Origin of the sequence: Amycolatopsis coloradensis (assembly GCF_001953865.1) — a bacterium.
GTDB lineage: Bacteria > Actinomycetota > Actinomycetes > Mycobacteriales > Pseudonocardiaceae > Amycolatopsis > Amycolatopsis coloradensis.
The window spans coordinates 79,491-100,917 of record NZ_MQUQ01000007.1 but is presented as its reverse complement, the minus strand read 5'-3'; the positions used below and the strand labels follow the sequence as shown (position 1 = coordinate 100,917).

General features: G+C 67.2%; 15 protein-coding genes. 7 read left to right on the top strand and 8 right to left on the bottom strand.

What is annotated here, in order from left to right:
- Positions 1 to 166: 166 nt before the first annotated feature.
- Positions 167 to 1,654 carry a GGDEF domain-containing protein gene (locus tag BS329_RS15670; protein WP_076161369.1) on the bottom strand — a complete coding sequence of 496 codons (1,488 nt, stop codon included), beginning with the start codon at positions 1,652 to 1,654 and terminating at the stop codon, positions 167 to 169.
- Positions 1,655 to 2,603: 949 nt separating this feature from the next.
- Here BS329_RS15670 and BS329_RS15665 point away from each other — a divergent pair.
- The gene (locus BS329_RS15665) at positions 2,604 to 3,029 is read left to right on the top strand and encodes a helix-turn-helix domain-containing protein (protein WP_143253054.1); all 426 of its coding nucleotides are present in this window, start codon (positions 2,604 to 2,606) and stop codon (positions 3,027 to 3,029) included.
- Between the two features lie 82 nt (positions 3,030 to 3,111).
- Here the strand turns inward: BS329_RS15665 and BS329_RS15660 are convergent, their stop codons facing one another.
- The 5 genes from BS329_RS15660 to BS329_RS15640 form a co-directional block, all read right to left on the bottom strand.
- On the bottom strand, positions 3,112 to 3,837 hold the full coding sequence (locus BS329_RS15660) for a hypothetical protein (protein WP_076161364.1): 726 nt from the start codon (positions 3,835 to 3,837) through the stop codon (positions 3,112 to 3,114).
- Positions 3,838 to 3,892: 55 nt separating this feature from the next.
- Positions 3,893 to 4,864, bottom strand: coding sequence for a L,D-transpeptidase (locus BS329_RS15655; RefSeq protein ID WP_244197172.1), 972 nt, complete (start codon positions 4,862 to 4,864; stop codon positions 3,893 to 3,895).
- 92 nt (positions 4,865 to 4,956) lie between these two features.
- Positions 4,957 to 6,909, bottom strand: coding sequence for a S53 family peptidase (locus tag BS329_RS15650; RefSeq protein ID WP_244197171.1), 1,953 nt, complete (start codon positions 6,907 to 6,909; stop codon positions 4,957 to 4,959).
- A 367-nt stretch (positions 6,910 to 7,276) separates the two neighbouring features.
- The gene (locus BS329_RS15645; RefSeq protein ID WP_076161358.1) at positions 7,277 to 7,684 is read right to left on the bottom strand and encodes a hypothetical protein; all 408 of its coding nucleotides are present in this window, start codon (positions 7,682 to 7,684) and stop codon (positions 7,277 to 7,279) included.
- A 474-nt stretch (positions 7,685 to 8,158) separates the two neighbouring features.
- The gene (locus BS329_RS15640) at positions 8,159 to 8,857 is read right to left on the bottom strand and encodes a hypothetical protein (RefSeq protein ID WP_076161356.1); all 699 of its coding nucleotides are present in this window, start codon (positions 8,855 to 8,857) and stop codon (positions 8,159 to 8,161) included.
- 400 nt (positions 8,858 to 9,257) lie between these two features.
- Here BS329_RS15640 and BS329_RS45175 point away from each other — a divergent pair, with 400 nt between their 5' ends.
- The 6 genes from BS329_RS45175 (at position 9,258) to BS329_RS15615 (ending at position 17,827) form a co-directional block, all read left to right on the top strand.
- Complete coding sequence (locus BS329_RS45175; RefSeq protein WP_279628156.1) at positions 9,258 to 9,383, top strand: hypothetical protein; 126 nt, start codon at positions 9,258 to 9,260, stop codon at positions 9,381 to 9,383.
- Between the two features lie 451 nt (positions 9,384 to 9,834).
- Positions 9,835 to 10,407, top strand: a complete 573-nt coding sequence (locus BS329_RS15635) for a hypothetical protein (protein WP_143253053.1) — start codon at positions 9,835 to 9,837, stop codon at positions 10,405 to 10,407.
- A gap of 503 nt (positions 10,408 to 10,910) precedes the next feature.
- The gene (locus BS329_RS15630) at positions 10,911 to 12,785 is read left to right on the top strand and encodes a hypothetical protein (RefSeq protein ID WP_076161351.1); all 1,875 of its coding nucleotides are present in this window, start codon (positions 10,911 to 10,913) and stop codon (positions 12,783 to 12,785) included.
- 345 nt (positions 12,786 to 13,130) lie between these two features.
- Positions 13,131 to 13,958 (top strand): hypothetical protein, encoded by an 828-nt coding sequence (locus BS329_RS15625; protein ID WP_143253052.1) that lies wholly within the window; start codon positions 13,131 to 13,133, stop codon positions 13,956 to 13,958.
- Entirely contained in the window at positions 13,942 to 14,538 is a 597-nt protein-coding gene (locus BS329_RS15620; RefSeq protein WP_076161346.1) for a hypothetical protein, read from the top strand. Before BS329_RS15625 ends, BS329_RS15620 begins: the two co-directional genes overlap by 17 nt.
- 1,285 nt (positions 14,539 to 15,823) lie before the next feature.
- Positions 15,824 to 17,827 carry a ParA family protein gene (locus tag BS329_RS15615; protein WP_076161343.1) on the top strand — a complete coding sequence of 668 codons (2,004 nt, stop codon included), beginning with the start codon at positions 15,824 to 15,826 and terminating at the stop codon, positions 17,825 to 17,827.
- Between the two features lie 1,313 nt (positions 17,828 to 19,140).
- On the opposite strand, the gene BS329_RS41875 is transcribed toward BS329_RS15615, so the two are convergent.
- Both BS329_RS41875 and BS329_RS15610 read right to left on the bottom strand, forming a co-directional pair.
- Positions 19,141 to 19,833: a hypothetical protein gene (locus BS329_RS41875; RefSeq protein WP_143253051.1), complete on the bottom strand. Its 693-nt coding sequence runs from the start codon at positions 19,831 to 19,833 to the stop codon at positions 19,141 to 19,143.
- 220 nt (positions 19,834 to 20,053) lie between these two features.
- The gene (locus BS329_RS15610) at positions 20,054 to 21,115 is read right to left on the bottom strand and encodes a ParA family protein (protein WP_158075788.1); all 1,062 of its coding nucleotides are present in this window, start codon (positions 21,113 to 21,115) and stop codon (positions 20,054 to 20,056) included.
- Positions 21,116 to 21,427: the final 312 nt, after the last annotated feature.

Here is a 21,427-nt window from a genome sequence, read left to right as displayed (position 1 = left end):
ATGAAGTGCCGAGTATGGCGGTGGCGGGCGGTTCGTTCGCATGCGCCCGGTATCTGGCGCGTGTCGCGTGAGGGGGCAGGATGTACGTCGTCGGGGGCACCAGGCCCGCGACGGTGGGTGGTATCCCCGGTGCTCGCCGGTCGGCGCGCATCGGGGACCTTCCTGATCAGCGAACGTGGGACTGGCCGTTGAGGGCCAGCAGTTCCTCTGCGAAGGCCTTGCCCACGGCGTCTTCGTCCGTGTTCTGCCGTTGCGCAGGTGCGGGTGCGGGTGCGTTCGTGGTCTCCGCCAAGGACGTGAGCATGGCCAGTGCGACGACCTGGTTGCGGCCGTTGGTTTTGGCGGCCTCGAGTGCTTGGTCGCTGTAGGTCTCCAGCTCGGTCAGCGTGGCGCCTTGTTCTGGCGAGGCGGCGATGCCGATGGAGATCGTGCAGCGGGGAATTCCGTTGTGCCCGAGCCTGATCAGGGCACCACCGGCGGGTTTGATGATCTCGGTGTCGAGGTTCTGTACCGCGGCACGGATGCGCTCGGCGACGTCGATGGCGGTCGTCCAGTTCGTGCCCGGGAGGACGACGGCCATTTCCTCACCGCCCATGCGGGCGAGGAGGTCACCGACGCGGGTCTCTCGGCGCAGCACCGCCGCCAGCGCTGTGAGGACCTTGTCCCCGCCCGGGTGACCGAGCAGGGTGTTCCATCTCTTGAAGTAGTCGAGATCGAGCATGAGCATCGCGGTGGGGCGGCCGTTGGCGTGGTCGATCTCCACGGCGGCGGAGGCGAGCGCGGTGAACCCGCGCCGGTTCGGCAGGCCGGTCAGGGGATCGGTCAGGGCGTCGGTTCGGTGCTGTTCGCCTTCGGTTTCCAGTGCCGCGATGCGGCCGATGTTGCGGGTGTCGCGCACGGCGATGGCCAGGATGACCAGCAGGCCGAGCGGGAGCGCGACCGCTACGAGCGCGGCGGCCATGCCGAGTGCCAGGGTGTGCAGGAGGAGCTTGTTGTCCTCCCAGGTGCCGATCATGTCGGCGAGGCGCCACTTCCTCCAGCGGATGCCGCGGTAGATGCCGATCGGGACGGCTTCGGAGAGGAAGTAGACGGCGACCGCGACGGTCATGACGATGACGGCCCGGCCTCCGGCGGCGGTGTCGAAGGTGATGGTGTGGCTGAGCCAGGTCCGGGCGTCGACGAGATCGCGGGCGATGCCGACGCCGACGACCGCGAGCACGACGGTCGCGGTGCTGCTGGTCCACAGGCCGAGGGGTTTGCGGGCGACGAAGTACCGGCGTGTTCGCACGATCACGACCAGCCCGAGCGCCAGGGTGGTCGGCAGCACCAGGGCGGCCGAGGCGAACCACAGGCTGGTCTGGTCGACGAACTCCACTTTCCCGCGCACCAGGCGAGCGTCACGCCGGCGCTCTTCCGACGGCCGGGTCAGCGCCATGTGTGTCAGCGCGGCGCCGACGAACAGGGCGAACAGGATCCAATGGTGTTGCTGCGGGGCTCGGGAGGCGAGCCAGCCGTAGGCGATGGCGGCCAGCCCCGCGAGGTCGATCACGACCACGGCGGCGACGGTGGGACCGCTCAGCGAGCGCAGGCGGTCCTTCGACCGACACGAATCGTCACCGGACCGCGCTTCCGTCCCGTTCCGGGCCCGTGACACCCTATGATCCCCCATCCTCATTAACCCCCTGATGTGCGACAGGCGCAGCCACCCACGACCTGCCGCTCTCACCTCGCGCCTCGGGGCCGATAGGCAGCGGAGGTGACCTTGTGCTGCTCCCCTACCGGCGCGACTCGTAATCACGCGATCACGACGGCCGCTGCCCGCGCGGCGCATAGCCGGTCCTTCCGCCCCTGTCCTTCCTCTTCCGTGACGTCGTCCAGGAGAGGAGGCCCGGCCATGCGCGACCGCGACATGTGATCAGGCTGATACAGCCTGCGACTGCAACCCCCCTTGATGACAGGTCCATTCGAGTTGGCCTTTCCGGGCCCTCGCTTACACAGAGGAGGCACCAGTTATGTCCCGCGACCGCGACATGTGATCTCCCCTTTTTTCATCTCACTGCTCGGTGTGCACCGTCCGGCCCGCGATCCATCCAGGAACGCAGCGGGTCTCGCGGCGGCAGGTCTGACATACCTGCCGCCGCTCTGGGGTCGATGCTGGTGAGCTGAGACGTTCCGACTGTCGCCGGCGGGCCGCCCGGGGCTTCGTCTCCGGGCTGGCTCGTCGGCCACTACCCATCCGGGTGGCGCCATCTGGCGGTGATCGTCAGCAGCACATCCCGTACCCACGGTGAGTGCGCGAGACCGCTCGCCAATACGAAAAGTTGCAGCCAGAGTCGGCTGCGCGACGTTTTTCCCCCACGTTGGCTCCCCTACCAGCGTAATTAACTACAGTTAACCCCTTTGGCCACCCTAGGGCAATCGAGACGTTTGCCAACCCCCCGTTGATCACTCCACCCGTTCGGCCTAGTCGTGTAACGTACGGTGACGGAACTGGGGAGTTCGTGGGTCTAGTATTTCTCTGTAGCTGTCCTTGCGTGGCACCCACCTACCGGCTCGCCCTGGATCCCTCCAGAGCCGGTAGCCACACCAAAGGGGATGATGAAATGTCCGATTCTGGGGGAACATCACCACCACCAACCGAGGTCGAGCAGAACCCCGAGTTGGCCGCGTTCACCCGCAAGCTGAACAAGCTCTTCCGCACCGTCCGCCCTGACGGCGGCGATGTCGAGTACCCCAACAAAGAGGTCGCTGCCGCGATCGGGATCTCCGATGCCCAGGTCAGCTATCTCCGGCGCGGGAAGCGCGGCATCCCCAGGGCACGGATACTCCGCGCCTTGGAGAAGTTCTTCGGCGCCAGGAAGGGATATCTCGACCCCGACGCGGACCCGACGATCACGGGCAAGGTCGACCAGCAGCTGGCGATGATTGACTGGCTGCGTGAGAACGGCCTGTTGCAGCACGTCATCAACGAGTGCGTGTTGAGGCTGGAGACGCACGAAGCCGAGGCCGACATTCCTGCCGCCTCGTAGCCGGAGCACGTGCGGCCGAACCCGTGCGCGGCCTGCCCGAGTCTCCTGACAGGGACAGGCCGCGCTGGCCAGGCGGCTGCGGTCAGCCGGTCACGGCGTGGTGGCCCGGCTTCGGCTCGGGCTTGGGCGCGGTCTTCGTCTCGCCCTTGGACTTCGTGCCGCTCTTGCCCACGGTCGGCTTACCCGGTTGTCCCGGTGCTGGTGCGCCGGTGGTCGGCTTGCCCGGCGCGGGCTTGCCGGTCGCCGGCTTCCCGGGCTCCGGTGGCGTGGTCGGCGGGTTGGTCGGCGGCGTACCGGTCCCGCAGGAGATGACGGCGACCTGGATGGTCGCGCCTTTGCCGCCCGCGCCGGTGAGCTTGATGGTGGCGCCGGTGGCCTTGCCGCCGGCGGCGGTGCCGTAGGTGACCGACAGGGTGTCGGACAGCTTCACCGTGCCGGATCGCCCGGCGGAGGCACGCCCGTTGGTGCAGGTCGTGGAGACCGCGCCGATCGACTTCCCGCCCACGGTGACGTTGCCGACGGTGGCCGAGGCGGTGCCCGCCCCGGCTTTCACGGCCAGCCCGCTCGCGACGACGAGACCGGTCTTGGACCGGATCGACCCGGCTGAGCCGGATTTGACCTCCCCGGCCGAGTTCACCGACGGCTGGGCGCCGAGCGGGTCCGGGCCGGTGGCGGACACGCCGTAGGCGGTGGACGCCTCGGCCGCCGCCGCCATCTCGGCTCCGTGCACGACGAGCCCGGCGATACCGGAACCCACCGCGAGTGCCGCGAGCATCACCCGCGGGCTGATGTTGTTGGTACGGGCCACTTCTCCCCCTTGTTGTTCGGCCGCCCCGGTGCGGGCCGGACCATGTGGTGGTGACTCAACGGACCAGCACCGGCGTGCCGAGCGGCACTTCGCTGCTGATGATCTGCAGGGCGTCGGCCGGGACGCGGATGCATCCGTCCGACGAGGACTTGCCGTAGACCTCGGCGGTCGGCCAGGTGTGGATCCCGACCGTGCCGGGGCCTCCGCCGTAGGTGGTGAACGTGTCCGAGTGCGCCGAGAGCGGCAGCACGATCGGACTGAACGTGGGTTTCGTGTCGCGGATGGAGGCGAGCAGAAACGCGCGGCCCGCCGGGGTCGGAGCCGCCGGTTTCCCGATCCCGACGGTCCAGGCGCGGGTCGCCGCCCCGTTGTGCACGAGCTCGAGCCGGTAGGTGGCGCGGTCGAGGCGCAGCAGGTACGGGGTGCGGGCCTCGTCCAGGCGCGGGTCGTCGCGGTAGAGCCAGGCGGCCGCGCCGTTTGGGCGGCCCGGGAGCAGCACCATCGCCCACCCTGGCCGCTCGTCGACGACCGGGACCCAGGTGTCGGAGCCCAGCTGCGTGGGCGGCAGCGCCGCGATCGGCGCGCCGCCGGGCGCCGCGTAGAGCGGCACCGTCGCGCGCGGATGCAGCACCAGCCCGCTGGGTGGCTGGTCCGGCGCGGGATCCCGGGGCGCGGCGGGCAGATCAGCGAAAGTCGACTGCTGCGGCAGTGCCGCCAGGTCCTCGTCGCTGACCGCGATCGCCGCCACGATCACGTCATGCTCGACGGCCTGCTTGCTGGCACTCACTCCGTCCACCGGCCCGCTCGGCGAAGCCGGGTCAGGGGCAGAGAAGGCCATGGCGAGCACGATCAGCGTCACCACGGCCAGGACCCCGAATGCCACCAGCAGGACGGCGACACGGCCCCGGCCGATCGGACCCGCCGGAGTCGGAGTGAGGACCTCCTCAGCGCCGAGCTCGGCGCCGGCGCCGTCGACGCCGCGGCTGCCGTCCTCCTCGGCCGGGTCGGGCAGGCGGTGTTTTCCCACGATGTGTTCTCCCCCAGGGACAGTGCGGTGGTGGCTGGCCGGGGTGGTGCGGTGGCGCGCGGCCGCCGCACCACCCCGGGAACGTGATCCGGCTACTTCGCGAACCGCTCCACGAAGCGGTCGCCCAGGGTGCCGAGGCCGGACACCCGGTCCCAGCCCTTCGCCGTCTGTATCGACTGCGGCTTGTCGTCGACGTCGACGAGGTAGTCACCGGGCCCCGTCGGTGCGGTGACGCCGGTCGGGACGCCCATGCCGTTGGTCCACATCCCGGCCTTCTGCGGGGTCACGTCCGTGATCGCCGCGGTGTCGCGAGCCAGGTCGTAGAGCGCGCCGTTCATAAAGCCGAGGCGGGTGACGCCGCGGGCCTGCTGGGCGTTGGCGAAGATCCCTGCCGTCAGCGGCGAGCCGAGCGAGGTGCCACCCGACGGGCCCTTCCCGTATCCCTGCTTGCCGGTCGCGCCGACCGCCATGCCGGTGTAGAGGTCCGACAGCGCGGAGATGTCCGGGATCGCGCGCTTACCATTCGCCGACGAGGGCACCACGCCCTGCTGGTAGTCCGGCGCGTCGTAGAACGAGCTGACACCGCCGCCGGCGCCACCGGCGAACCGCCCGTCCTTGTCGTTCTGCGGAACCCACTTGCCGCCGGTCAGGGTGTTCCCGGCCGACTCCCACCCGGCGGTGAAAACGACCTTGTTGTCCTTGTCCACCGCGACGGTGGTCCCGCCAACGGAGGTGACCCACGGCGACGCGACCGGGAACCGGACGCCCGGGGCGCGGCTGCCCATCGAGTCGTCGCCGGTGTCACCGGAGGAGAACAGCAGCGCCTGGCCCTGCACCGCGGCCTGGATCGCGATGTCCTCGAACTGGGTCCGGGTGGCCGGGGACACCTCGTTGTCCCGGGCGCTGGAGGCCCAGGAGTTGGAGATGATGCTGGCCTTGTTGTCGGCGACCGCGCGGTTGAGACCGTCGTAGGCCAGGCAGTCCTTGGAGGCGTACCAGATGATCTTCGCGGCCGGGGCGGTCGCGTGGATCGCCTGCACGTCCATGGTCTGCTCGAAGTTCCAGGCCTGCTCGCCATCGCCGCCCTGGCAGTTGGTCGGCAGGCCACCCGGCGCGATGTTGTTCTCGTACTGCCCGGCCGCCAGCGGGGTGCCGCCGACCTCGGCCGCCCACCTGTTGGTGTCGGCGACGATCGTCTTCGACGCGTACACGCCGGTGGCCGCCACGGTCTGCCCCGCGCCGGTGTTGGCCGCAGTCAGCCCGTAGATCGCGCGGACCTGCGGGACGGTGTAGCCACAGTTGGCGTTGGACTGCCGCCCGGCCGGATACTTCTGCGGCACCGCGGTGTTGTTCTGCTCGCCCCAGTACCGCGCGCAGTACTGGTTGGGCTCGTCCGCCGCCTGCGGCCGGGTTCCCGCGCCGCGCCCGTCCACCCGGTCGCGGTGCGAGGTCGCGGTGACCGCGCGGTCGCTGTCGTCGAGCCCGAGCACCGCGGTGACCGCCGATCCCAGTGCCCTCGGCAGCGTGATCTCGCTTTCGGGTGCGGCCAGGGTCAGCGTGCCCTTGCGGTAGGTCGCGAGCTTGATCCCGAAGGTGTCCTGCAGCTGATCGACCGAGCCGCGCGCGGTGACGAAGTGCCGGTTCGCCGCCACCTCCCCGACCTGCAGTCCGCGCTCACGCAGCCAGTCCTGCACCTTGCCCACGGACTCGGCGGTGGGCCCGAACCGCTCCACGAACTGCCGCTGGTCGATGAACTTCCCGTGCTGCGGCGATCCCGGTGTGGTCACCGCCTTCGCCAGCCGCTGCGCGCCCGCCTGATCCCGCAGGCCGAGCGCAAGCTTCACCTCCCGCTGCTGCCCGCCGTCGACACCGGACACCTTCGCCTGCGGAGTCGCCCACGCCGGGCGGCTGCCCGCGACCACGGTGCGGTCGGCCTCCCCCGGATGACCGTCGAGTACCTGCGCCGAGACCGGCACGGCGGCCAGCCCGGCCAGCACCGCGGCCCCCGCCATCACGCCCGCGATGCGGGCTGATCGCACTGCCATACGTAATTCCCCCGTGTTCTTAGCACGCGTTATCGGTGACACCGGATCGCGCGAACGAGCGCCTGCGACAACGCTCAGAAAGGCGGAATGTGACAAGGACACAGCCGGACGGCCATTCCTCGTCATCCCCTGATCGCTTTTCCCTTATCCCCCGGTGCGGACCGGCGTTCCCCTGTGCCGATCCTCCTGAGCTGGCACTATCCGCCAACCCGGTGCAGAGCTTCGCAGCCGGTCAAGTCCCAGTCAATACCTTCCGGACAAATCACAAATACTTCCATCAAGCACATTCCGGCGACAATATGCGAATGCACCATTGGCCGGTCCGAAACAATTCGGACCGGCTGAGTTCCGTGGCGCGAACCGGCGATTACACGGTGGCGACTACCTCCGTCAGCACGAAGGCGCGGAAGGGGCCGCAGACCGCGGTGTCCTGGGCCGTGTCGACGTAACCGCGCACCCGCAGGTGTTGCCCGGCGGGCCGCGCGCCGCGCTCGGCCTCCTCGCGCAGCCGCTGCGCGGCCGGGCCGGTGACCCGGAAGACCTGGTTCCCCACGCCCGCTACCGCCGCGCTCATCGTCATGCAGCCCGGATGTCGATTCGTCCAGGCGACCTCCGCGTCGGTGTCGATCACCGGGCCGCGCGCGTCCGCCGGGGGCATCGAGATCGGGCCCGCCGGCGCGGGTGCCGCGGGCGAGCTGCACCCGGCGAGCAGGGCGAGGGCCGCCACGAACGACGCGGATGCCACGGCGGCGCGGTGGGTTCGGGTCGTGGTCACGCGTTCCCTCTCTGGTCCGGGTTGGGCAGCTGGTTCCGCCGCGCTCTAGGCCGGGAGGGGCACGCGGCGGAACCAGCACGACCGGGCGTTGCCGCTGCGCTGGGGACACAGGCGGCGCCTGCGGCCGGTCTGTTCCCCTCCGAACCCCCAGCTCGGAGGGAAGAACTTGGTAAGGCCGGTCTCGCCGCGTCCCGGCCCAGGACACCCATCCGGCGGGACTGCGGCGAGACCGGTTCGGCTGCTGTGATGCCGCTACCGGGGAGCTGCGATCTCTGAGGTGCAGACCGCGAAGTGCTGTAGCGACGAGCAGCCGTCCTGTTCCCCAGGAACCGTCGAGTCGCGGGCCGGGTGACTGCGTGAGTCGACGAGCAAACCCGTGCGTCCGATGTGGACACCGAGCTGCCGTGGACACGAGCCGGCAAGCAACGCAGTCGGATTCCGTGGCATCCGGCCCGCGAATCGACGGAGGACTTCTCAGGCCACGTTCCGGGCACCGGGCCCGAACTCGGCCGGAACCACGTGCGCACCGGGCGCGCCGAAAAGCGGGTAGCCCCACCAGGTGTGCGCCCAGTCCCCGACCTGCCATCCCAGCGGCGTGACCGCCGTGGGCAGTTTCCGTTTGCCCCGCGAGGTCGACGGCCGGGCCGGACGCACCGGCGACGCGAACCGCGAGACATCCGCGACGGGTTCCACGATCGAGGACGAGTCCGTCGTGAGGATGCCCGCGACCGCGGCCCAGGCCCGATCCGTGAGGCGCCCGACGACGCCCGCCCCGAACACCACGAGCGCCAGCTCGCCGTCGACGTCTTCGATCTGCACATCCAGGCACAGGTGATAGCCCAGCTCCGCGAGCAGGTGCTTGGCCTCCCACATCTGCTCGATCGCCGGTGTGCCGAACTGCTGGCGCCTCTCGAACAACTCCGGCCGCTCACTGTGCAGGGACTCGTAGTCGATGTGCTCGCACACGGTGCGGGCCATCGGCGAGATCGCCCACGGCGACACGGACGGCTGGACGTGGAAGTCCAGGCGCCGGGCGAGCACGTCGGGAATCAGCGCCTGGCCGGGATCCAGCCGTCCCGCACATTCACCCGGCTCGGGCAGGAACACCAAGGCCCCACCCGGACCGGCTTCGCCCGACGGCCACCCGCCTTCTCGGGCCGTACTCGAATTCAAGGAACCCCCCTCGGTTCGCGGCGAACCCGGCTGAGCCGGGAAGCGACGACGACCACTGCCCGCGACGCCGTCGCGGCTCCCCCCTGTGGAACCAGCATCGAGCGTGTGCCGTGTCGTGGAGCGGATCCCCCGATCCGTCCTCGCCTCGTGGAAGTCACCTAACCACAGAGATGACCTAGAGTCACGATCATGGGCAAAACTCCACGATGTTTGGGCTAAATGAGTGAAAAACGGTTACAGTGCGCGTTTAACCATAGTTAATCGAGTATTCAACGACTGGGCTTCCCGCCGGTCGGCGGCAGAATCCGCACCCCGGTCACGCGGCGGTCACCGGATCCGGCCGCACTGGATGGAAGAGCCGGTGATCAAGTAGCGTCGCGCCGGGGACAGGGGGAAGTAGATGATCTGGGGCTGGATCGCGGCCGCCGTCATGTACGCGGCGGGGATCGCGTGCGTCACCCGTGGCGTGCTGATCCGGCGTCGGCGGAAACGCCAGCTCGACGTCGAAGGTAGTCCCGATGAATAAGCTCGCGGCCCACGCGCAGTCGAGCCAACCGGCGACTCTGGTGGCGAGGCGACCCGGTTCACCCCAGGAGCGATCGCCTTCCCAACCCGGGCGCCGATACGGCGCGTTGACCCCGGCGACGACAGCACGATCCGTCCTCACCGCCCAAGCACCGCCGCTGCGCGGTTGGACCGCAACGACACACCGCGCCCGGAACTCGGGCAGGTTGGCGGATGCCGACCTACCCGAGACGCCACTTCAGGACCGCAATCCAACGGAAACGCCGTACTGGCACGACGAGAGCGCGGCCATCGGCTGGCACCAGCGGACGATGAACCCCTTCCGGTCCCGCCACCGAGACGATCCGGCTGGCGTCCGGCCTCCTTGCCTGAACTCCGTACGGCACGCGCAACACGCCCGGAATAACGCCTGGTGCTTGCCCGCGTTCCGTTTATGTACAACAGTGGCCGCCATGCCGAAGCCCGGTGGTGTGAAACAGCGTGCTCTTGGGTCGAAGACGCCGACGGAACGTCCCAGCGTCGACGCCCGGCTGCACGCAGCCATGAAGATCGCCGCTCTCGAACGCCGCCAGGCGGGAACGCTTGCCTACGACCGGATCCTGGAGGCCGGTCTGCGAGCTGTAGGTCTTGGCAACGTCGTGGAACGAACCCTTGGCTGCGACAACGTCGTGACCAAAGAGGACGTGAAAGAACTTGAATTCCTCCTGCTGGCCGAGTTCGGCTTCGCCAGGGAGGAATCTGGCGCCAAAACGCGTGCTCTTGGGTCGAAGACGCGCACGGAACGTCCCAGCGTCGACGCCCGGCTGCACGTGGCCATGAAGATCGCGGCTCTCGAACGTCGTGAGCGGGGAACGCTTGCCTACGACCGAATTTTGGAGGCCGGGCTGCGAACTGTTGGCCTCGGCGACGTGGTCGAGCGAGCCCTCAGCTTCGACAAGAACCTGACCAAAGAGGACCTGGCAGAACTCGAACTTGCCCTCCTCGCCGAATTCGGCCTCGCCGAGGAGGAACGCATGGCGTCGTAAACAACGGCGAGGCGGCACCTCAAGGAGATGCCGCCTCTAAGCCTGGTTGCAACTGACCTCGACTTGCCGGTCATATCAGTTGCACCTCGAACCCCTGGTGCCACCCGGGGGCCCTAAATTGCCCGACCTCGCAAGAAGGGCTTTGTCGTGCCTACGGTACCTGGTGCCGGGGGCATTTTCCAGCACTGCGGTGCTTCTGTGTCTCCGCGCGCCTTCTTTGTGCTGCCCATTTCCGCAGGCCACACCGCCTGCATGGGGCAGATCACCACCAAACCCCGCAGGTCGTTCGCGGGTTCGGCAGCGCCGTGCTCGTCGCGCGTCGACGAGGGCGGCAACCGTCGCCTCGGCGTGTCGCCGTCCTCGGTGCGCACTGACCGCGCACCCCTCGACCGCAGCCTGCCGTGCATGTCTTCCGTCCTCAGCGCCGCGGCGGCAGGTCGGCGGGTTCTGGAATGACGTCCCCACCTGCGCACATCGACAGGAACGAAAGCCGAACCCCGGCCGTGCCAGCGGTCGACGTGGCCGCCTGCTGGCGGCTCGCGGAAGCGATCAGTCCGCGCCGCGGGCTGCGAACTGACACCTGGGATGACACGACGTCGACGTGGCTGCACCAGTACGACCACCAGCCCTGGCCGGACGCGCCGCCGCCAGGCCCCTACGCGCTCTACCTCGCCGACGAATCCGGCCAGTTCCGGCTGCTGTGCTTCGACCTGGACACCACGCGCGGCGATGTCGAGACCGACCTGGCGCGCCTTCGCGATCTGCTCGACACAGCCGGCGTCCGGTACGTCGTGACCGCCTCCGGGACCGGTGGCGGCCGCCACGTGTGGCTCGCCACCGGACCTGGCGGCGCCGCCCCGCTCGCGGTGCGACGGCTCGCCAAGCTCCTGGCGCGAGCGCTGCCGACCCTCGACCACGGGATGCTGTGCAATCCGGGCACCGGGGCTGCCCGGCCCCCGGGCGCTCCGCATCGCGACGGCGGACATGCCGTGCTGCTGGACCCCGCCACTCCCCTCGCGGCGGCCGCCGCGCTCGAGTCGGGTGTCTCTGGTGTGGTCGAACGACTCACCGAAGAACTGGACGCCACCGTGTCGACGCCGGACGAACGCTCCACGGCGACGCTCACCACGAGGGAGATCATCCAGCGGAACGGAGGACTAGCGCTGGCCGGGCTCCGGCGGGAACCGTCGCCGAGCACCCGCGCGGCGCTGGACACCGTCGCCCGCGACGGCGAGGCCAGTGGACTGCTGGCAACCGTCCTGGTAGGACTGGCCCTCGCCCGGTGGTCGTGGCCGGAGGTACATGCGCTGCTGGACCGCGCACCAGGCCTGGAACACGCTCGCACCCGCTCGAATCCTCGCGCTGGAGCGGCACGGATTCGTCGCGGCAGCGAGGAGGCCGTTGCGTTGTTGCGCCGCCAGTGGCGCCGCTGCGTCGAGTACGCCGCCCAGCTTCCCCCAGCCGCAACCCAAGACGCCATCAACCGCGCGGAAGAAACGGCCAGGTACGTCGCAACGGTTCAGGCAGCGCTCGACGAGGACCCCGCTCGCTGGGCCCGCCAATCCGGACCCGCCGACCGGGGAGTGCTCGACGCGGTCTGCCTCGTGGCATTGGAAGCCTGCGGCGTCGAGATCGATCTCGACGTCCGCCGCGCTGCGGCCATGGCAGGCATCAGCAAGTCCGCCGCCGCCCGCGCCTTCGACCGCCTCAGTAAGGACGGCTTCCTCCTCCGGACCGCCGAGGCGGTAGGCCCACGGGCCGCCACCTGGAAGCTCCTTCCCCCAGCTACCACACCTGAACAGCAACAACAGGGTGGGACACAAGGACCCCGCCCCCCGGGTCCGGTGCGAGAAGATCTACGGCACCGCCTTCGTGAGTCTCTGAGAATCCGTGCTGCAGACGCTTTTGCACCACGAAAGGTCGGAGGTCTTGGTCGTCACTGTGCTCGAGTAGCTGCCGCATGCGTAAATGGAGCCAATGCAACGACGCTGAGCCGTATATGTGGTTATACAGTGGAGACCTGTGAGCGGTACCTGACCACGATGAGAAAGTTTGGCCTCGTGCGACAAACCCGCTCGGGCTCGGCCACCCTGAACACGTCAGCACTTGCACGAGCGGCGAGGCGCCTCGGTACGCACGGCTACCGAGGCGAGCAAGCACGGTGGATGCTGGTCGACCGCGAGGTCTACGCCTGGTGGCGCGAGGAAGAGCAGTGGATGCGCGCAAGGAAGCGGCCGAGGCGACCTCATTCTGGCGAACAACATCTTCAGCTCTGGGGCGCGCGTCGGCGGGAACCGTTCCCTAGGAGCGGGGAGCGTGCCGACTTCGCCGAGGCGCGGCGGCGGATCGCCGGACGGCATCGCCTGGTGTCCGCCTAAAGTCCGGTCGTACTGGTGACGAGCAGCTGGGGAATCATCCGCTTCGGCGCGCGGCGCGCCGACCACAGCTGACGCCAGGGCGGTGCGAAGATCAGCCCGGAAAACACCAAAGGCCAGGAGCGTCCACTCCCGGCCTGGTGCGAAGTCCGTGATACGCGATGCTGGCGCTGGACCCCGTTCGTTCAGTTTCGAGAGTACAACACGCCAGGGCCAATGTCGGGTGTCACGCCTCAACGAGGACGTGATCAGTTGAATCAGCCACTTCGACGAGAGCGGGCGGAGGAGAAACCGAACCCGCTCGACCAATTGCGTGCGGCGTCGTTGGTCGGGAAGCATCACCTCCGGATGCCGGTCGACCTGTTGGGCTCCCGGAACCATGACGCGAACGCCTTTCTGATCTATCTGCTGCTTGATGGGCGATCGGGGCCGAACACGCCCGCGATCATGCGCAGGGAGGTCGGCGCCGATCGCCTGGGGTTGTCGACCGCTCAGTGGAAGCGCGGTATGGCGGCGCTGCTGCGGGAGCACAAGAACACGAAGGGAACGCAGCCGGCGTTCGTGGTCAATACCAGGCGAGGACAGGGCCGGGCCTCGGCCCGAACGGTGTTGCCCGCGGCACGGTACGTGAAGCTGCCGCCGGACTTGCTCGACCGGCTTCCGGATCTAGAGCACGGCGGCAAAGCGCTGCGTCTCTTCGGGGCAGTGCTGGAGCTCCAGCCGAAGAACAACGACGGGGGCTCGCGGCCGCCATGGTGCGAAGAGTCTTCGGCCGTGCTCGCGAAGACCGCAGGCGTCTCCCCCGTCACGGTACCAACACTGCGCCAAGAGTTGGAGGACGCGGGAATGGTTATCGTCGACATCGCCGACGGCCGACCGCCAGTGATCTTGCCGATCGCGCAGGTGCTCACAGAAGACGAGCGAAAGGACCTGGCGACGACGCTTCGGGAGATCCTCGCCGCGCGCCCCGGCACGCGAACTCCCTATCGCCGCCGGTCCGGCAAAAGCACCGAGTCATCTGTCGCGGTTGACGACACCACCCCCAGAAACACGGACGACAAGCCCAGGACCAGGACCGATGCCAGCACCCGACGAACCCGGCCAGCTCGCACTCCTCGACTGGCCAACGACCGCCACGAGCCCCAGGACGGAGGTCGACGTGACGAATCCGCATGAGTCACCCGACGCGAGCGCCCCGGCAGACCGAAACTCGGACGCGATACTCTGGGCGCTGACAACAAATGCTCCAGGCGCCGCCGAGTTCGGACTGCTCACCTATCTCGCGATCCAGGCAGACGCCGAATTCGGACACATCCTCAGCGTCAAGGCCGTCGCCCGAGATCTCCGCAGTAGCACGAACACCGTCTCGAAGGCACTCAAGCGCCTGGCTGATGTGAACCTGATCGTGATCGAAGTGCTGGACAAGGTCGACGGCGTCTACCAGGCCGGGGCAAGCAAGAGAGTTCTGCTCAACCACCCCGACGCGCCGCACATGACATCCGAATTGGTCGCTGAGCGCGCGATGGCTCGGCAGCGCTGCGACGAACTCCGCGCCAGCATGTCCGAGACCGTCTGGGATGAACTCAAGCCGCAGTCCGGCCGCGGCGCCGGGATCCGTGCAGACGCCGCCGAGACGGATGCCCGGATGATCGCTACATCGCACACGCGGGGCGGCCTCCGCCTGCTCCGACCTGCTGCCCCGGGTCACCCGACGTCCACTGGCACCGAGGGCGAAAGGCGCCAGGCGGCACGTTAGACACCGGGTGCGAACCCCGCCAGCCCGGTCTCGACCACATCGAGGCCGGGCTTTTCGATGCCCGCGCGCGACGGAAACCACCCCCAGAAACCGCGACATAACCACCCCCAGAAACCAGGACCTAACCACCGAAGATTTCGGGACGGAACCACCCCTGAAAAGTAGGACGGAACCAGCCCGAGAAATCGCGACCGAACGAACCCCTGAAAACAGGACATCACCACCCCCAAAAACCGCGACTACAGGCAGCGCCGTATTCAGGGGCATAATCGCAGGTCAGAGGCCTAGAATCGAGCGTTGAGAGGCAGTGGTCTCCCACTGGACTTACCCACTGTGTCTCCCCAGGAAGACCTCCCACTGAGCTGTCCCACTTCACTCTCCCCTTGAGGGCACGCTGCCCTCAAACTCCCTGCGAGGCACTACAGGCCGGCTTCGCCGTCCTGCAGTGCAACGAATTTTTCTTGGTTCATTTTCCGTAGGTGGTGACGTTCAGGGTGCAAGTAAGCAACTGAAGTTGCGTTAGGTAACGCGCGCGCGTGCACAACCGAATGCTGGAGTGTCAGCGTTGCCGGGAGACGTCGAACTCGGCAGTCTTGAGACGCAAAGCCACCAAGGACTGCCCGCCACGATGCCGCACCTAACCACCCCCAGAAAGCGCGACCACAAGTCGTAGTGCCGGGTTCGTCGCCAGCGGTTGCAATGCCCGTCCGTGCCCCGGATGCGGCCGCCGCTGCTGGTCGCTCTCGCGGTGGTCTTGGTCAACACGTGGGAGACCGGAATCCGCGTAGCCGACTACACCCAGTACAGGCGATGCGCGCCTGCTGCCCAGCGAACCAGCGGAGCAGGACGCGGTGCTGCAGGCCACCTTCTACGGTGTTGGCGTCGCAGGACGGAACACCGACGTGCGGCAGCTGGTCCAGCCTGGCCCGTTCACCCGCCAGGCCATGAACCCCACCCCCTAGGTCTTCGCCGAGCACGTCGACACCCGGCTCGACGCCTACCGCCCGCTCGAACCGAACGGGCAGCTCGTCCTCAGCGACGAACTGGAGTAACCAGACCGCCGACCCCCTGAGGTGGCGTTGAACAGCGGCAAAGTATGTGCGCGGTATGATTCGCTCGGGCTGGACGGCGGCCCTGCCAGCGCGGCTCCCCCCGGCACCGGGTCCCGCACTCAGGCTGGCAGAACTAGCTACAGCTCGCCGTGCCTTGCGAATCAGATGTCGTTCGTCGAGACGTTACTTCGACACAGCCGAGCCGGGCGGACGTGTCGAGGAAGGCATTCGCCATGGCTGTTCAGCCACGCATATTCGGTCTTCCTGCCAAGCGCAGGGCCTACACCGGGGAATCCCACCAGCAGGCGCGGCAGCGCCTCGTGCAGCAGCGCCAGCAGGGCGGCGGCCCGCTCGTTCCGGACACCTCCGGCGGGCAAGCAGCGTTTGAAGCCGAAGTGCTCTCACTGACCGCCGCGGCGGTAGGGCCGCACCACCCGGCTGACCTCGGCGGCGCGTACGGGATCTCGGCCGTTTCACCGACCGCGACCGGCCTCGACCTCACGATGACCGATCTGGGGATCGCCGACCTGGTCGAGGCGATCCTTCCCCGCGCGCTCCCCGCCAAGGACAGTTCGGCGGCGGCTCTGTATCGCGTCACCGGCCTGCCCGGCCTGCGATACGTCCCGCTTACCCGTGGCCGGATCCGGCTGTACCGCCTGGGCCACGACGGCGACATCGTCCTCGTCGACGGGGCCCGGACGTGGCGCCACGCCGCCGACGCACTCGCCGCCGGACTCCCCGCCGGGGCGATCGAGTGCTGGACACACGACGAGCTCACCGACGCGGAATTCGGCGCGGCCCCGTCATCACCGGTAGATATCCTGGCGTGGAGCAGAGTTCTGCGCCGGATCGCGCTCTGGCGCAAGACCGACCTCGTCGACCTCTCCCGCCGGTTCCCGAGCCCACAGCAGATCGCGGGCCCCCACCCCGACCTGCTGGCAGATGGAGACGGGCGCACCCCGATCGGACGCACCGTGGCGATCGTGTCTCGCAAGGGCGGCCTGGGGCGCTCGGCACTGCTCCTGCAGGCGGCCGCAGTCTGGGCACAGCAAGGCCTTCGGGTGTTGATCGCGGACCTGGACGAGCAAGGGACGCTCACCCATAGCACCGCCGGACGCAACCAGGAGCGGGACCCGGCCCCGTGGTCCGGGGTTCGCGGAGAAGCCGTGCTCCATAGGGGGCCAACCGGAGGCGAACTCAGGATCGTGCCCGGCCCGTCCGATGGACCTCAGGGACCAGGTGAGCGCTGGCGACACGCGCTTGAGGCGGCGAAGTCCTACGCAGACCTGATCCTGCTCGACACCGGACCGCTCAATGCCACTCCGGACGCGGCCTTCGCCACCGATATGGCGGACGCGGTGGTCATCTGTTTCCCCTATCCCCCGGGACATTACGACAGCCGCTACACAGAGCCCCAACTGTCCCCTGGTGACCACAGTCAATACCCTGCGCCCATGCTCGCCTGGCTCACCGAAGGCTTCCGAACCTTCGTGGCCTACTGCGAGGAGTCGGAGGGTGAGCACGAAGCCGCGATCGAACTGCTACGACTCGCTGCCCGACGCACTGAATACACCGGCGAGCCGCTCGACTTGGCCTTCCAAGCGCTGGCGGAAGACTTCGAATCCGAGGACGACGCTGAGCTGGTCCGCGAGTACTACCGGGGCATCAGCCTCGACTTGCTGGACAGGGACTTGGTTCAAACACTGCAAGCACCGTTCCTGCAGGCAGTCGAGGATTCCGGACGGGGACAGTTTGGCGCCGATTGGGACCCGGACGGCTGGCGTGCAACGCTGCTCACGGTCAGCATTACCGAGGCCCAGGTGTCCAATGACGTACCCGCTCCGAGCTTCTCCACCCCCGAAGCCGACGGCTCGACGGACACAGGCAGGGGTGAGCGCGACGACCTCGTGGACGATGGCCAGGTGATCGCCGACGTGAACCGGCTGGTGAAGCAGTTCGGCACCTATTCTGGAACCTTAGCCGGCGCTGTCGTCGCCGCGGTTCCTGTAGGGCCTCGCGCGCTGCCGAAGGAGGCTGCTGCGCAGTTGACCCGGCTGGCCAACGACTTCAGCTGCCCGATCATGCCGCATTTAGTCGTCGGCCGCGGCCACGGCACAGTACAGAGCGCGCTCGAGTCCGGTGAGCTGCTTGCAGTGACTCGTCCGAACCACGCCACAGCGAGGGCGTGGCGTTCCGTCGCGGACAGCCTGCTCCCCCGGATCACTGCCACCCCGTAACCCCATCGAGGTTCACACCGGCCGGGCGGCGCTCATCCCTGCCTGCCCCGCCGGTCGGACTGGCGCGGCTCACGCCGGGCACATCTACAACCGGCCTCCGCGGCTCGATGGCACTGGCGAAATCGTCCTCGTCAAAAGGCGTGATGGTCGCGTCGCGAGACGCCGGATTTCGCAGTTTGGCGTAGTTCAGCAGCCCGATCGGGACTATCGAGGCCGAAACTCGGCCTCAATCGACCTGAATCCCCAAGTCAGAGGGTTGGGCGCCAACGATCGCGGGTGTCATACCCGATCGCAGGAACCCACCGCTAGGTGGCAGTAAAATAGTGCATGAATGCTGCCCCGTCAGAATCAGCCAAACCAAGCTGATCGGGTGTATCGGGTGTATAGCCCAAAGGCACCAAATCGCGCGTCGGCCACACGAGCTCCATCACCTCCGTGGGGGCGTCGCGGCCGGCCTGTTCTACGACCAACTCGGAGCCGCCCCGGGCCAGACAGCCATCACCGAAGCGAAGGCGACCCCAGGCCTAAATGGAGTCGACGTACCGGGCCAGGGCAACCCCAACAAACCCGCCCAGAACAGGTTGAACAGCCTCACTGACCTTCTCCGCCACGAGTTTCTTGATCCAGACTTGACGCGAGCGGGACGTCGAGACGTGGCCTTGAACTCGAAGCATCCAGCCTGGGGCTGGCTCATCCTGAACCGCGGCGACCTTGGGCCGCCCTGATCGCGGGGCTTGAGCAAACCCTGCTGCTGCACCGCCGCGATCCCGAAATGCTCCTCCAGCACGCCGACTACCTGCACGACCGCACCAGCGGCATGATCAGCAGCCGCTCCTACCTCATCCGCGCGGCCGCGCTCGACGGCACCGAGACCACCCCTGCGCTGCATCGGCACAGACCCAGCACGCTGGTCGAGCTCGCCGATCAAGCTCTATCAGCGGACCGGCGGCATGATCGGCAGTCTCTCGCAGTTCGTCCGGGCGCCGCGGGCATCGCGATCGACGACGAGACCGAGTGCATCACCGAAGACCTCATCTCATCCCGCTCGACCGCAACGCCACCCAGACCACTCCCCCGTCCGCCGCCGGGACAGCGCGGGGTCACGCTGATGGTTTCGCGCCTGCCGATCACCGCCCGACCGGCACATAGAGGGAAATCACCCCTCTCCTACCTTGCGCGGCTCGCCACGCTCAACGAGATGCCCGCCAGCGAGCTCTGGCGGCAGGTCACACGCGATCGCCAAGCTCGACGACGACCTTCTCGCGGTCCGAGGCGAGCAACTTGGGGAAGGTTCGTAACCAGTCCCCACCTCGTCATTTTCCCCCAGTCTCGTCCAGGTCTTGTGGCTGCTCCTCGTCGGACTGCTCGGCATCCGGATAGAGATACTTCAGCACGTACCATTCAGTTGCTGCAGCGATCAGCTCCGAGCGTGATGTAGCCCTGGTCTCCGAGACAATTGTGTCGATCTCAGTGAGTTCGGTTGCGGTAAATGCCGCCTGCCACAGAACTCGCGCTGGCGGCTTCTGTGCCCGCGACTGAGCTCGGGGGCGGGCACGCCGTGTAGCCCTACGGTCAGGGAACCGTGAATCTGCAGACCTCGGAACGACCTGGCGTTGACGGACAAGGTGTTCAAGCATCTCAGCTTGCAAAGCCGCATCCAGCGCATCCATTACGATCGTCGCTGCCATTAGGCCAGTGTTGTCGCGAAGATTCTTTGCCGCCCTCCGTGCTTCGGGCAGAAGGTACACCGTTGTCGCGTAGGTCGGGTCATCGTCGTCGAGGTCTGTTGGCGGTGAGTCCGCTGTGGGGTTGGGCTGGGTTTTAGCCGGCGATTTTTTCGAGGTTTTCTTGCTACCCGATTTGGGATTCGATCGAACGCTTGGCTCGCTGGCCTCTTTGGTTTTGTTATGGGCGTCGCCGTCGAATGGGCCAATGGGCGTGTCGCGTTCAACGGGGCGTGATTGGGTGACTGTTTCGCGGTGCTCGGGTTCTTGAATTTGTTGCACCGGCGTTAGGGCTTCTGCAGGAGCCGTAGGGGGAACGAACGGAGGAGGAGCAGCGTGGTCCTCCTCCGGCGTAATTAGGTCTGTGAGCGGCGCTCCTCTGCTACCTACTCGTCGGGTGCGCGGTGGTGGTGTCGGAGGGCCGCTCGGCACCGGGCTGGTGCGGTCTGGGCCCGGCGAACCTGACGTGGGATTCTCTGTCACGAAGTCTTCTCTTTCTTAGTTACTGAGCGTCGGACGCGTTACGTTTTGCAGCTTCCAGCATTTTCACGCGAGAGATTGCCTCAGAAGCCAGGTCTTCATAGTCGGCGGCGACGTTCATCGCTGCTTCAGCGGTGAACGCGGACAAGCCATTCTTTACTCGCAATTTACGCCACTCGGGGTGCTTCGCTGCCTCTGCGACTTCTGCGGCCGTACGTCCGAAGTCGCGGCAATCTTCCGCTACGTTTCGATTATTCGTAATTACTGTTTGAAAGACGATAGATTTGCTCTTCAGTCGCTCTAGTTCCTGTTGGAGCTTCCTGCGTACTCGCGCTCGCTGACCGGTCTCGCGATAGCGCTCCTCCCCTGTGCCTTTCTCTGTGTAGCGTCGTAAGTCACGGGAATCGAATGCAAACATGACGATTCCGAGCACATCCAGCTCTGGGTTGAGCTGCTCAGCCTCTTCGATGCCGTCCGAAACGCCCTCCAATCCATACAGGCTTGACGCGTCGAACTGCACCGGGATCAAGATCCAGGCTGCTGCGACCAAGCCGAGTACCTGCAACTCTTCGTCGATCGGAGGACAGTCGATGCAGATGTACTCGTATTCATGGGCCACTGCGGCGATGGCCTCAGCGAAGCGGAGACGGGCATCGGCACGCTTTTTGGCATCGGAACCCTTAAGGAAACTGCTCAGGTTCTCAATCATGTTGCCACCGGGCACGACGTCGAGGTTCTCGCGGACGCCTCGAATAATGTTGAGGCTGCCTGCCCCGATGCAGACATTAAAGATGCTCAGACCGTCGTCGTCCTTGCCTCGATCGTCGTCCTGGTAGCGGTATCCAAGATCGAGTCCGGCATCGCCCTGCTTGTCGAGTTGGATGAGCAACGCCCTCTTGCGGGACCGTGCGGCGGCTAGGCTGCCCGCAATGGTCGCTGCTGTATTGGTCGACAAGCTAGTCTTCCCAGCACCCCCTTTACCGTTGAAGAAGGCAATCACGCGACGCAAGTATGGGCGTACTGCACGAGCCCGGCTTTGCGCCAGCGCCTTACTGTTGGTAGCTCCTGGTAGTGCGTTGGTCACTTCATGCCTCCAGGCAATGGGTTAACTGGTCCGTACTGTACTCATGCTCCTGACAGGAGTAGCACCACGCTGACAGAGCAGCAAGCCGCAACACCGTTGACGCATCGTCGAACTGCCCCTCTGGCTCACTGACTGGTCGGTCACTGGTTGGTCAATCAATCGCCAACTGATCGGTCAACTCATCGGAGTAGCCACTAGTGAACCCATCGGTTGACCCATCGGTCCTGACCTGCATCTTTGCGTCAGGCGACAGTCAATGCAGGCGGACCGCGCGCCAGCGACGGGGGGTGGCGGAGCCCCGTTAGTTTAGGT

What these genes read in the sequence shown, in the direction of transcription:
- BS329_RS15665 (WP_143253054.1), top strand. Translation starts at nt 2,604, where the DNA reads ATGTCCGATTCTGGGGGAACATCACCACCACCAACCGAGGTCGAGCAG.
- BS329_RS15650 (WP_244197171.1), bottom strand. Translation starts at nt 6,909, where the DNA reads ATGGCAGTGCGATCAGCCCGCATCGCGGGCGTGATGGCGGGGGCCGCG.
- BS329_RS45175 (WP_279628156.1), top strand. Translation starts at nt 9,258, where the DNA reads ATGATCTGGGGCTGGATCGCGGCCGCCGTCATGTACGCGGCGGGGATC.
- BS329_RS15635 (WP_143253053.1), top strand. Translation starts at nt 9,835, where the DNA reads ATGCCGAAGCCCGGTGGTGTGAAACAGCGTGCTCTTGGGTCGAAGACG.
- BS329_RS15625 (WP_143253052.1), top strand. Translation starts at nt 13,131, where the DNA reads ATGCCGGTCGACCTGTTGGGCTCCCGGAACCATGACGCGAACGCCTTT.
- BS329_RS15615 (WP_076161343.1), top strand. Translation starts at nt 15,824, where the DNA reads ATGGCTGTTCAGCCACGCATATTCGGTCTTCCTGCCAAGCGCAGGGCC.